10 protein-coding genes are annotated in these 13,350 nt (G+C 44.7%); 7 read left to right on the top strand and 3 right to left on the bottom strand.

Annotated features, from left to right (window positions below):
• Positions 1–2 precede the first annotated feature (2 nt).
• The 5 genes from ACR63T_RS02575 to ACR63T_RS02555 all read left to right on the top strand — a co-directional run bounded on the left by ACR63T_RS02575 (position 3) and on the right by ACR63T_RS02555 (position 6,099).
• The gene (locus ACR63T_RS02575) at positions 3–1,955 is read left to right on the top strand and encodes a DUF294 nucleotidyltransferase-like domain-containing protein (RefSeq protein ID WP_472784673.1); all 1,953 of its coding nucleotides are present in this window, start codon (positions 3–5) and stop codon (positions 1,953–1,955) included.
• A 72-nt stretch (positions 1,956–2,027) separates the two neighbouring features.
• Positions 2,028–2,657 (top strand): 3'-5' exonuclease, encoded by a 630-nt coding sequence (locus ACR63T_RS02570; RefSeq protein ID WP_472784672.1) that lies wholly within the window; start codon positions 2,028–2,030, stop codon positions 2,655–2,657.
• 116 nt (positions 2,658–2,773) lie between these two features.
• Complete coding sequence (locus tag ACR63T_RS02565; protein ID WP_472784671.1) at positions 2,774–4,735, top strand: D-alanyl-D-alanine carboxypeptidase/D-alanyl-D-alanine-endopeptidase; 1,962 nt, start codon at positions 2,774–2,776, stop codon at positions 4,733–4,735.
• A gap of 134 nt (positions 4,736–4,869) precedes the next feature.
• Positions 4,870–5,379, top strand: a complete 510-nt coding sequence (locus ACR63T_RS02560; protein WP_472784670.1) for an ABZJ_00895 family protein — start codon at positions 4,870–4,872, stop codon at positions 5,377–5,379.
• A 192-nt stretch (positions 5,380–5,571) separates the two neighbouring features.
• The gene (locus ACR63T_RS02555) at positions 5,572–6,099 is read left to right on the top strand and encodes a DUF421 domain-containing protein (RefSeq protein WP_305899592.1); all 528 of its coding nucleotides are present in this window, start codon (positions 5,572–5,574) and stop codon (positions 6,097–6,099) included.
• 118 nt (positions 6,100–6,217) lie between these two features.
• Here ACR63T_RS02555 and ACR63T_RS02550 read toward each other — a convergent pair whose 3' ends face one another.
• Positions 6,218–6,664 carry a DUF2147 domain-containing protein gene (locus ACR63T_RS02550; protein WP_201571740.1) on the bottom strand — a complete coding sequence of 149 codons (447 nt, stop codon included), beginning with the start codon at positions 6,662–6,664 and terminating at the stop codon, positions 6,218–6,220.
• Positions 6,665–6,853: 189 nt separating this feature from the next.
• Here ACR63T_RS02550 and rlmH point away from each other — a divergent pair, with 189 nt between their 5' ends.
• Together rlmH and ACR63T_RS02540 are read left to right on the top strand one after the other, a co-directional pair.
• Positions 6,854–7,342, top strand: coding sequence for a 23S rRNA (pseudouridine(1915)-N(3))-methyltransferase RlmH (rlmH, locus tag ACR63T_RS02545; protein WP_201571738.1), 489 nt, complete (start codon positions 6,854–6,856; stop codon positions 7,340–7,342).
• 187 nt (positions 7,343–7,529) lie between these two features.
• Positions 7,530–8,312, top strand: coding sequence for a DODA-type extradiol aromatic ring-opening family dioxygenase (locus ACR63T_RS02540; protein ID WP_472785219.1), 783 nt, complete (start codon positions 7,530–7,532; stop codon positions 8,310–8,312).
• A gap of 37 nt (positions 8,313–8,349) precedes the next feature.
• Here ACR63T_RS02540 and ACR63T_RS02535 read toward each other — a convergent pair whose 3' ends face one another.
• Positions 8,350–9,843: an amidase gene (locus ACR63T_RS02535; protein ID WP_472784669.1), complete on the bottom strand. Its 1,494-nt coding sequence runs from the start codon at positions 9,841–9,843 to the stop codon at positions 8,350–8,352.
• Between the two features lie 148 nt (positions 9,844–9,991).
• Entirely contained in the window at positions 9,992–13,279 is a 3,288-nt protein-coding gene (locus tag ACR63T_RS02530) for a DNA translocase FtsK (RefSeq protein WP_472784668.1), read from the bottom strand.
• Positions 13,280–13,350 lie beyond the last annotated feature (71 nt).

Here is a 13,350-nt window from a genome sequence, read left to right as displayed (position 1 = left end):
CTATGCCCACTCTTGATTTTGCTCAACCCCCCTTTGACGTATTAAGCCCAGCTGAGCGTCAAAGTCTCAAAAAGCATACGCAAGTACGCTACCTTGCTGCTGAGGAATCCTTATCAGCTGCAGATCTGCATTATTTTTTTATTGTACTCAAAGGTCAGATCGAGCAAACACTCAACGACGAACTAGTCACCGCTTATTTAGGTAGCGATCATTCCGACCATCTCAACAGTAATGATTGGTTCGATAGTAGACGAACGCCAGAATTGCCAGCTACTGAAACGGATAACGGTCAAGTCAATGATACCAACAATATAGATAACACCGATAACTATCATTACCGTGCCAATGAGGACACCCTACTACTACAAGTAGAAGGCAGTGCCATTGACAAAATCAGCGCTCAAAACCACCTTATTCGTCAGTTATTATCTGATAAATTGCCCGAGCGTCTCAAGGCATTAAAACAGCGCCGTGGCTCTCAAGGCTTAGGAGCAGCCAGCTATACTGAGCAACAAGAAGTCCAACAAATCATGCTCCAACCTGTGACCGATGTAACGTTGTTGCCCGTACACATTATTGAGGCGAGCCAAAGCCTGTATCAAGCTGCACAAGTGATGACGCAAGCGCGGCTCAAACATGTGTTAGTGCGTCCTACCCATCATTTATCAAATCCCGATAGCACCGATCGTGAACTGGGTATTTTGACTGATACTGATATCTGCCGCGCGGTCAGCCAGCGGCAAGATATGGCGGTCACACCTTGTCAAGACTTTGCCAGCTTTAATCTACGTACTATCGATGCTGATCACGAGATTGGCGATGCCCTATTGACTATGACCCGCTATCGCATTCACAGGCTGCCTGTTATTGATGATAGCGGTAATGTCGCAGGCATATTGGGACAAAGCGATGTATTGGCTTATCTTGGTCATCATTCACAGCTTATCAGTATTCAGATTGAGCAAGCCGATGATATCGCAAGTATCGGTACTGCCGTCGAGCTGATTGGACGCTATATTCGCGCTCAACAACAAAACGGAGTCAAGATCGGTATTGTCAGTCGCATGGTACAGACCCTCAATGCGCAAGTTTTTACAAAGCTGTGGCAAATTATCGTCCCTGAGGAAGTCATGCAAAATACCTGTGTGATCGTCATGGGCTCAGAGGGACGTGGTGAGCAGATCATGCGTACTGACCAAGATAATGCCCTGCTCATTCGTGATGGCTATTCACATCCAGATTTAGCGCAATTTGCGGATACCTTTAACAGCCAATTAGCAGACTTTGGGTATCCCTTATGCGATGGCAATATTATGATGACCAATCCGATGTGGCGACAGCCGCTCAAGGATTTTAAGGCTCAGCTAAGCTTATGGTTTCGAAACACCGATCCTATACACAGTATCTATCTATCAGCGATACTCGATGGCGAGTATGTCTGCGGCGATGAATCGCTGCTCACACAAGTACGCGATCATCTAAAAGTAGCCCATCGTCAGTCCGATCCTATGTTTATACGTCAATTCGCGCGTGCAGCTCTGCAGTTTGGTGATGGTAATCAGTGGTGGCAAAGGTTTGTACCGCTACTAGGTAAGCCTGACACCAACACCGTCGATCTCAAAAAGTCTGGTATTTTTCCATTGGTACATGGTATTCGCGCTCTAGCCTTAGAGCGAGATATCTTGCATGTGCCCAGCAGCAAAAACCGTCTAAAAGCCTTAGTACAAGCGAGTGTCATGACCCAAGAACGCGCTGATACCTTAAATGAGGCGCTAGAGTTTTTTATGGCGCAGCGCTTGGATGTGGCGTTACTCACGGACGATAAGTATGCGCGCCATGTCGATCCGATGACCTTGTCTGCCCTTGAGCGCGACGTCTTAAAAGAGTGTTTAAGCGTAGTCAAAAGCTTTAAAAATCAGTTACGTCAACATTATCAGCTAGAGATTGGTAATTAACGATTCGGTAGTTAACAGTAGTCTTGGTCAGTGCCACGGTCGAATAATCAAATACGCCTTAGCTTTAAACCTATGGCAGCTATAACGGAGGATATTATGGGCTGGTTTTCACAAGTAAAATCTTCATGGCAAAAAAACCAGCTACAGCGTCCTGAGCTTGCCTCAATGTTTGTGCCGCCATTAGCAGATCAATGGGTAGCCATTGACTGTGAGATGACAGGGCTCAATGCCAAAAAGCATCATATATTATCAGTAGCGGCTATTCACATTAATGGCAATATGATCGATACGGGTAATGGTCTGCATCTGGTTTGTAGTCCACCAGCTATGCCTGAACGCGATACTATAGTCATTCATGGTTTGCGCACCACTGATGTGGTTCATGGTATGAGCTATGATGAGATGCTAGCGCTACTATTGCCCTTTATTGGTAATAGAGCTATCGTTGGGTTTTGTCCGCAAATAGATATCACATTTTTAAATCCCTTGATTAAGCAGTACATGGGTATGGCGCTACCCAATCAGGTGCTCGATGTACGCTATCTTTACGCTCAGCGGATGGGCGATAGTAATCCAAAAGTACCCAAATCATCACAGCAACTGCCCAAGATACTAGCGCATTATAATATTCCAGAGTTTGGTAATCATGATGCTTATAATGATGCGATGATGACGGCAATGGCTTTTTTACATGTTCGTTAAAAACAGTTAATAGTCAAAATTTTTATAGTTAGCACGCTCCCGCTTATGCTATTGCAAGATAGCTATAGCGACTTATGCTATCATGGCGGGCTTTATTGACTAGACGAATCTTTTTCATGCCCGCTCTTTTGAACCCTCTTTATCGACGCTCGTTATTGATGACTGGCGCTGTGACTGCGATCTTTTCATTACCTCTATACGCACACGCTGCATTGCCTGAGTCGATACAAAGCGCACTTGATGGCGCGGCTCTAACCTCTGATAACATCAGCATACTTATTACCCCAGTAGGTCATAAGAATAGCAGCCGATTGCCATCTGTAATTACTGTCACTGATCAGTATAAACCTAATATCAATGTGTCTAGTACCAATACAGCTAACATTAATGCGCTAGATAAAGCTGTCACACCTTTAATTATAATCGAAAAACAAACTATCGAGCTGCAAGAGCAACAGCTACAGGCTTACACTGATGATGCCTATACCCATCAAAGTCTAGTAAGCATGCCACCTATAGTCCCTAAAAGTGGTAACGATTATACCGATAGTAGCGTTAATGACGATGGCAATGTTTCCAGCAATGATGACGTATCAAAAGACTCCATAGCCACACCTTTGCCGTTAGTCAGTCACTATCCTGATAGCGCGCGCACCCCTGCCAGTACTATGAAGCTAATACCGAGCTTTATCGCCTTAGATACTTTGGGCGCTGATTTTGTCTGGTTTACTCGCATCTATCATACAGGTCTGATTATCGGTAATCGTCTGCAAGGTGACTTGATCATCCAAGGTAGTGGCGATCCCAAAATGACTCATGAGCGCTTAGAGCAGATGCTTTATCGAGTTGGGCAAGCAGGTATTCATCATATTGACGGTGATATCATCGTAGATAGTGCGATATTTAATAATGTCACTAAAGACCCAGCTAGCTTTGATCGCTCGCCTCTGCGACCTTATAATGCCAGTCCTGATGGATTTTTAGTAAATTTTAATAGCGTCAGTATTCGTAGTCATTCGCTAGCTAATAATCAAGCGCAACTGAGCTATGAGCCGCAGCTTGCAAACTATCAGCTGCCAAGTAAAGTCAACACGCGAGAGGCATCTTGTTCAAGCGCCCGTTATAGCCTAGCGCCAAAATGGCAGACTGATAAGCTCACCTTTGATAATCCATTACCAGAGCGCTGCGGTGAGCATGTGTTTTATGTGGCCTACCCTGATGCCAAGAACTTTGCCTCGCGTGTTATAGCCGCCAAATGGCAAGCTTTAGGCAATACTTTGACAGGTACAGTGCGTGCTCAAGAAAAACCCTATACTACTACTACTTCTAATGCCGCAAATAGCGTTTATCTCACAGATCAAACCATCAATAATAATAGATCGCATAACCGTCTCTTGGCGACGACTGTATCGCCACTGCCATTAGTGAGCTATCCCTCGCTCAATTTGACCCAGCAAATTTACGATATTAATCACTTCTCAAACAATGTGATGACCGAGCAAGTTGCCTTATCGATTGGCAGCTATGCACCGTTTAACGTAGCGATAAGTACTACTGCTAGTAATAGCGCAGGCTCGACAACCACCCATTCAAAGAAGCAAAAGCTAGCCGCTACTAGCCTATATCAGTTCGATAAACCGAACACAACTGACTATCCACAGGCGCTGCAAACGATGACGCAGTGGTGGCAGACTCATCTGATAACGCCGCCGCCCTTTCTGACCAATGGCTCAGGATTATGCCGCGAGTGCACAGTGAGCGCGGCCAACTTAAGTGAGCTGCTAGGCTATGCTTATAACCATTCGAGCTTTGATGCTTACGTCGACTCACTGGGAGTCGCTGGGATCAGTGGTACGATCAGTCATCATAGTGCGCGACTGCCTGACTCAGCCGCTATCGGACGGGCTTGGATTAAGACAGGCACGCTCAATAATGTCACTGCAATGGCAGGCTACGTAAAGGGCCAATCAGGGCAAGACTATACGGTGGTTGGTATCATTAATGCCGAACAAGCTATCAATGCCGATGACGCAAGAGTGGTATTAGATACGATGCTTGACTGGACGGCTCAGCACTAGCGCCTTCTCTACTCCCAAGCTAGATCGACAATCAACCACACTATATCGACTACAAATAGCTATTGATTATAAGTAGCTATTTATAATTAATAGCTATCAATAAAACCCTGTTATCCTGCTATATAGGCAATGTTATGTCACACCCTACCCTAAATAAGTCAAAAGCTAAATCCAAGGCTAAGTCAAAAGCGAAAAACATGCCCAATCAGCAACTAGCCAGTACAGCGCTGACACTCTATGTCGGCTTTTTCGCGCTTGGGTTTATCATCGCCAGCGCTTTATTTATGATGATACAAAGCAAAATCACCCTAAACTCGCAACTAATCACAGGGCTATCTATCGTTATGGGTGCTTATGTCGCTATCTATAAATTTGTCAAACATCAACAGCGTGCACTAACGGCCAAGGAGATAAACCGATTGACCGTTAGTAGTACTGCTATCATTTGGCTACTAGCGGCACTGTACTTTTTATGTCTGTGGCTCTTGGTGTTCGATGCTGTCAGTCGCGAAGTATTAATAGATATGACGCGCCAGCAACCCATGCCTTTATTATTCGCGCTGGCTATGATAATTGTCTTTACGCTACTAGTCACTCGCCTAAGCCTATGGGCTATTAATCATCTATTAGCGCCAAAACACTAGGAGCTGTTTGATTCTTTACAAATAAAGACTGCGCTCTTTATTTATAAGCTAGCGCTATTCATAAGCCAGTTTTGTTTAGTCTGTACCCTTTATTCAACGCCGCTACAAAACTTTTGCACTACTTTGGTATAAAATCCGTTACGCTCATTTTAAACAGTGATATTTTAAAGTATCAGCATAAGGAGAAATATAATGGACATGTTGTTTTTTGACGATATTGAAAAGCTAGCACGGATTATTCTGACGACTGTTATGGTATATATCTTTATAGTACTTATTACCAAGATATCTGGCAAACGCTCAACCTCTCAGCTGAATAACTTTGATTGGATAGTCACAGTGATGATCGGCTCAATCGGTGCTAGTACTATTTTGCTAAAAAACGTTCCTTTTATTGAAGGTGTCGCCTCCATTATAGTGCTATATGTATTGCAATTTTTAGTGACTAAATACGCCTCTATCTCACCACAATTTAGTAGTTTTATTTTATCCGATCCAAAGATTGTCTTTTATCAAGGGCAGTTTTTACCAGAAGCCATGCAAGACGAGCGTTTGACCCGTCAAGAGATCGAGAGTGTTATGCGCTCAAACGGTATTCATAGCTTTGATGAGATAGAAGCTATCGTCTTTGAATCAGATGCTACGCTCAATGTCATTACCAAAGATAAAGAAAAAGGCAGTGCTGGTATTTCAGAGACGCTAAAACCACTGACTGATTAAAGCGTCATAAAGTGGCTAAAGACTGCCTTGTTTAAAGTCAAAGTCTAGAGACATTATTTAGATTTAATACTTAAGAGTACTATTTAATGCTTAAGAGCACTGTTTAGAGTCAATAAAGCTACTTTATACGTTGCCACGTTTGCGTACGTCCGAACATAGGTGAACCAACATAACCTCGTAGCTTTAGCGATTGACCATTATCACTTAAGTTTATCTTGCCTGAGTATATCTTACCCGTTTCAGGATCGACCAGCTTACCGTTACTCCATTGATTGGTGCCGTCTGCACGCATACCTGTCAATATCTGTAAGCCCTCAATGGGTTTATTCTTCAGACTACCTGTACATTTTTCACAATTGGCTTTAGCCTTCTTGCTATCAAGCACTTTAATGATTTTGCCTGATACTTGATCGCCGCTTTCACTCAATTGAATAATAGCCTTTTTCTCACCTGTTTTTTCATCGACCGTTTGCCATTGGGTATTATTTAAAGAGGCGGCAAATACCGCAGTAGAGAGCAGAGTACTAGTAACTGCAATGAGTAGACTTGGTATAATACGTTTCATAAACGATTCCTTTCGTATAATAAAAATGAAAAATAAAGATTAGGGCGTGTTTAGCTCTAAGTACAATCAGCGCTATTATTATAGTAAATCTCTCAAAAAAACAATGATTTATTGTGGACGAGTGATTCATTAGCGCCTGTCAATCAACTCAATTTTAAAAATGACTATCAATTAAAAGTGGCTATCAATATGAAATTAAGAATTTTGACCGTAGGCAATAAGATGCCCAGCTGGATACAAAGCGGCTTTGATGAATATCATAAACGCATTCAGCCCATGCTAACGACAGAGATCGTCGAGCTTGCAGCTGCTAAACGCGCCAAAAACCCCTCTGATGCTAATTTGGCACAGTACCGTGACAGTGAGGGCAGCACTATCTTAGCCACGCATAATAGCGCTAATAACGAGCAATTATGGGTGCTAGATGTCAAGGGTAAGATGCTATCGACCGAAGGCTTGGCGGACAAACTATCTGAGGCGATGCAACAAGGTGATGACGTAGCATTAGTGATAGGCGGCGCAGACGGTGTTTCACCTGAGGTCTTGGCAAAGGCCGATATGAAATGGTCGCTATCTGCTTTGACGCTGCCACACCCATTGGTGCGAGTAGTATTGATGGAGCAGTTATACCGGGCGATGAGCATCAATAACAATCATCCCTATCATCGAGGCAATTAGCACGTTCCTTATTTAAAGCAATAGTTTAACAAAATAGTCCAATAAAAATATCTACCCAACCTATGATTGAAAAATGGCTCTGCGCCCTAATAAATGGCACATGAGCTATTCAAAACCTAGTAAGTCCAAAGTGTCACTTTCTCCTTTATCAGTGCTACCGATCACAGGTGCTGCCGCTTGGGCAGATATGCCTGTTGGCTTGACCAATGCGGCACATTTGCCTGCGCTTTTTATCTCGCATGGTGCGCCAACACTTGCTCTTGAGCAGTCAGCAACTACTAGCGCTCTAGCGCGTATCGGTCAGAACCTACCTAAGCCGCGCGCGATTGTAATCATGTCAGCACATTGGCAATCGGCTAAGCTTGAGATTAGCAGTAACCCTAGTCCTAAGACGTGGCACGACTTTTCGGGATTTAACCAAAAGCTGTACGAAATACAGTATCCTGTAGCGGGTAATACGCTGCTGGCTGAGTCATTAGCGCAGCAACTGAGCGAGCGCGGCATCACTTGTAGAGTGAACCCGATACGAGTCTGTGATCACGGAGTTTGGGCACCGTTACGCCACCTCTATCCTGAGGCTGATGTGCCTATTGTGCAAATATCGCTACCGCAAAATTACGATAGCGTAGCTTGTTATCAGTTAGGAGCGCAACTGGCACAATTGCGCGATGAGCAGATTATGATTATCGGCTCAGGTAATATCACTCATAACCTACAAGCGATGCGCTGGGATGCTGATAGCATCGACAAACAAGCCAAAGACTTTAAGCTGTGGTTATTGCAACAATTAAAAATCGATATTCCTACAGCTTTAGACTGGCAGCAGTATCCTCAATACAAAGATATCCATCCTAGCGATGAGCACTTGTTACCGTTGTTCTTTGCTTTAGGCGCGGGTCAACGGGTTTCGGTTGTGCATCAAAGCATGGCGCATCATAGCTTAGGTATGGATATTTATCGTTTTGATTAAGGGTAATGTCTAACTATTGTTAAACCTATTTAAAACCCTATTTCTCAAAAGCAGGTTTGGTAAATAGACCTGCGCGTTCCAGCTCTCCTGCTAAGCTAAACAAAGTCGCCTCATCATTCATACGCCCGATGAACTGCATACCAATAGGTAGATCTTTTTTACTCATGCCAAGCGGTACGGACATCGCGGGTAGCCCTGTAATATTGCCGAGTAAAGTAAAGGCCATTTTGCTCAATACTGGATGGCTAAGCTTCTCAATCGCGCCCGAATTAAAAGCAAACTTACCCATATTAAGACCTTTATTGAGAACGCCTGAGCTACGCATTAATAGCTCATCCATACGGCTCGGTGGTAATACGCCATGCTTGACCGCAGAGGTCGGCACTGTCGGCGATAATATCATATCGTACTGCTCAAGCAGCAGGCCTGTCTGATATTGACTATTATGCCAGCCATGCTTGGCATGCACTAAATCCACCGCGGATAATGAGCGTCCTAGCAATGCCATGTTATAGGTTTGTGGCTCTAAATTTTTGATATGCTCTGAGCCAAAATTACGCTCAATGTTATCGATAGTAAAAGCAGTATGCGCGCACACCACGACGATAAAGTCGTGCCAGAACTGCTCTATATTGATAGTAGGCTCAGCAGATACCACTCGATGACCCATGGACTCTAGCTGCTTAACGGTTTGCTCTAGCACCGCCAGTACTTCTTTATCGACTACTGTATTAGCAATCAGAGGCCGCTTTTGTAGTGCAATAGTCAGTGGCCGAGGGGCGCGCATTGCCGCTTGTAGGAACGTCCCATCAGGTGGCGCTATTACATATGGCGCGCCAATTTCCGCGCCACTAGTCGCATCTAGCATCGCCGCGCTATCACGCACACTTCGGGTTATCACATGATCAGTCGCCGCACCATCCCAACTTTCACCAATCGCGGGTCCCATTGGGTTACGACCTCGGCTAGGCTTCATGCCAAATACCCCGCACCACGCCGCTGGAAAACGTATTGAGCCGCCACCATCACCCGCGCCTGCCATCGGTACGATACCACTAGTAACACTTGCTGCGCTGCCACCCGATGAGCCGCCCGTGCTATAGCCTTTTTTGAATGGATTATGAGCGACGCCATGCGCCTTGGGCTCAGTAGTGATAATCAGACCAAACTCTGGAGTATTGGTCTTACCAAAAGTGTTGACCCCTGATGCTTTCATACGTTTAACGATTTCGCTATCTTGCTCTGAGATGATATTGACACTACGACTGCCCATCGTGATAGGCTCACCTTCAAGACTGAACGATAAATCTTTTAGCAAATAAGGCACGCCCGTAAACGCTCCCGTTGGCAGTCCTGCTTCGGCTGAAGCATAGGCTCGCTCATCAAAGCGGTGAATAATAGCGTTGAGCTTTGGATTGAGTTTATTCGCTTGATGAACCGCAGCATCGAGTAATTCTTTAGCACTAACTTGTTTAGAGCTGACTAACTCTGCCAATCCTAATGCGTCGTATTGGGTATATTCTTTAAACATAATTTATCGTCCTTGAGTATTAATATTTTAATAGTTTAAGCGTAACTAAAACTTTCAATAAAACTATAATAGTTATTCTATATAAAAAAAACGAGCTACTTTCGTAACTCGCTTTTTATAATTTGCTAAAAATAAACTCCTGTAAGCGCTACATCAATAACTCACGCTTACCACTTTTGCCCATAGAGCTGACCAATCCTGCCTCCTCCATCGAGTCGACAATACGTGCAGCGCGGTTGTAACCAATGCTAAATTTGCGCTGAATGGACGATGCGGAGACTTTACGGGTTTCTATAATAAAGGCGACTGCGTCATTATACAGATCGTCATCTTCACCAGACGCGCCGCCTGAGCTGCCACTACCTGAACTAGATAGCTCAAAGTTGCCTGCCATATTATCAATATAATCAGGAGCGCCGCGCTCACGCCAGGCATCACAGACGCGGTTGACTTCTTCATCACTGACATAAGCACCGTGGACGCGATCAGGTTCGATCTGTCCTGGCCCTAAGAACAGCATATCGCCGTTACCAAGCATATCCTCAGCACCGCCACTGTCTAGGATCGTGCGCGAATCGACTTTTGAGTTAACCCGTAGCGCTGCTCGCACTGGAATATTGGCTTTGATCAGACCAGTAATAACATCGACTGACGGACGCTGAGTCGCAAGTATGAGGTGAATACCAGCTGCCCGTGACTTTTGCGCTAGCCGTGTGATCAGCTCTTCAGCTTGCTTACCGACCTGCATAATCATATCGGCGAACTCGTCCGCGACGATGACAATCATAGGTAGCGTTTTAAGCTTAGGCGCTTGATCAATACTGACATTATCATTAGGTCGCCATAGAGGATCGAGCATTGGCTTGCCCGCTTTTTCAGCAGCACGTACCTTCTTATTGAACTCATCTAATTTACGCACTTTGAGCAAGCTCATCAGCTGGTAACGACGCTCCATCTCAGCCACACACCATGATAAGGCGCTGGCCGCTTCGGTCATATCAGTCACGACTGGCGTGAGCAAATGCGGTATGTCGTTATAATTAGCCAGCTCAAGCTGCTTAGGATCAATCAAGATCAGTCGTAGCTCATTTGGTGTGTATTTGAGTAGCATCGATAGCAACATAGAGTTAACCAAGACTGATTTACCTGAGCCTGTCGTACCTGCGACTAGCATATGCGGCGCTCGTGCTAAATCGGTGATAATCGCTTTACCACCAATGTCTTTACCCATCGCCATACTGATCTGGGCTTTTGGATCTTTAAATTTATCGGTGTCGAGCAGCTCAATCAAGCGTACCATTTCACGCTGTTTATTAGGCACCTCAATACCGATATAAGGTTTGCCTGGGATGACTTCGACCACCCGCAATGACGCCATCGATAGGGAACGTGCTAAATCACGCGAGATACCCGTGACTTTGCTGGCTTTTATCCCAGCAGCCAGTTCTACTTCAAAACGGGTAACAACTGGACCTGGAATGGCGTTCACAACATTGGCTTTGACGTTAAACTCTTGCAATTTAATCTCAAGCAACTCCGATAATTGCTCAAGCTCAGCAACAGTATAGCTTGGCTCACGATTAGGATCAGGTTTATCCAACATTGACACTTCAGGTATCGGCGTCAGTTGTGCTCGATATTGAGCAGTTTGCATCGATCTTGACTTAGTACTGAACGCCGCATCATCATGGATTTCTGGCATCGTTGGCGCTGGCGAATCATCTTCCTCAGGTATCATATCTTCGATATGATTGCTAGAGTCGCCATCAGGTACCGCGAAGCTCATTGCTGGCTTAGCAGTAGCAGTCGGTGCAGCCTTTGGATCGGCAGGTGGCGTATTAGTCGGGGTCATATCTACTGCCGACACTGACTCATTTGCCACTGGTGCTGATTGCTGTACGGTTAGCTTTTTCTCAAGCTTAGTATCCAGTTCAGGCGCTTCTTGTATTTGCAGCGTGGCTACTGGCGTTGCATTTACTGGTGCTACAGTCTCAGATTTAGCAGGCTGCTCTATCGTCTGCCCAGCGCTTGTCTCAGCTGCATTATCAATAGCAGTAGGCTCTATCTCTACTAGGTTCGATTCATGCTCTGCTAACCATGAGTCTGCCAGCTTATCAACAGTCGTCGCTTGAGATTGTTCGCTTTGAGGCTGTGATTCGTCAGTATCGGCGCTGATATTGGTCTCAGCACTAGTATCGATTTCGATATGAGCTGGAGCTGACTCACTATAGGCGCTTTCATTATTGTTGGGCTGATCGTATTGATTAGCTTGATCAACCCGATGACTAGGCGCTACTGGTTCTTTATTAGTAGACTCAGTAGCAGGAGTAGTAGAGTCAGGCATAGGCGACTGAGGTGCAAACTCATTATTAGCTAATAAGTCATCGACCATACCTGAATCATTCCAAGCAAAACTTGGCTCAACTTTGCGGATAGAAGCGTTAGGCTCAATTATTTTAGTTACTGACGCATTTGAATGATGAGCATTATTTGCGCTACTTTGAGTACCTGATACAGCGGTAGAAGGTTGTAGATTATCGCTTATCATTCTATTAGTCGCCGCCACTTCTGTAGCCGCAAGCATCGAAGCTTTGACACTAGCACCCAGCCCTGATTTACTCAAAAAGTCTGTTAACACATGACCGAAGCGAGAATGACTATCGTCAGCTTCTAGAGCTGTATCAGATGGTTGCGGTTGCAATTCAAGCGGTAGCTGATCAAAATCTGTTTTATTCCGAGCAAGCGTACTGGTTACTAGGTCTTTATCATCTGTACGTCGTGGCAATGCGTCATCTTGCAGCTGCTCGTCGCTATCTTCTATTGTCTTTTGAGTGCTGAGCTGCTCTTGAGCTTGCACGCCAGAGCCAAATTTGGTCAAACGAGTCAGCTTATGATATAGCGCCTGCCAATGGATATTAAAGGCAAAAGTTGCGGTAATAATGACAAATACCGTCAAGAATGCCACATTGCCCCATTTAGTCAGTAGCTGCGCCAAGCGCGCTTGTAGCTCTAGACCGACAATACCACCTGCCACCCCATGCAAGCCAACTGTTAAAGGATCGGTGACGTGCTGAATGAGTGCGACCACTTGCGCAAATAAGGCGCTGGCACTCAATAGCAAAAACACATAAGCCACTAGACGTAAAACCCAAAACGTCGGCTTACTATCCCACCAAATTAGTATAGATTCATAAATCAAAAATGCCAGTAACCACCAAGCGCCAAAGCCAAAAAAGCTATACAATAAGTCAGATAACCAAGCGCCCATAGCGCCGCCCATATTATTTATGGTCGTCATATCGCTACTAATATGCGACCAGCTAGGATCGTTACCTGTAAAGGTGAGCAAAATGACAAATAGATAGATAGCTACTATAATCCCCAAAATAGTAAAAATGCCTTTTTTTAAATAGTCGATAGTCGCTGCTGATATCACGTAAGGTCTGCCTCTATATAATCAATACTAAATATAATCGATACTGATGAGTAATTAGTTTTAAAATTTTG

The sequence above is a fragment of the Psychrobacter sp. M17(2026) genome, from assembly GCF_055699815.1.
Note: the sequence above shows the minus strand (reverse complement) of the source record. Positions and strands in the feature narration are given on the sequence as shown.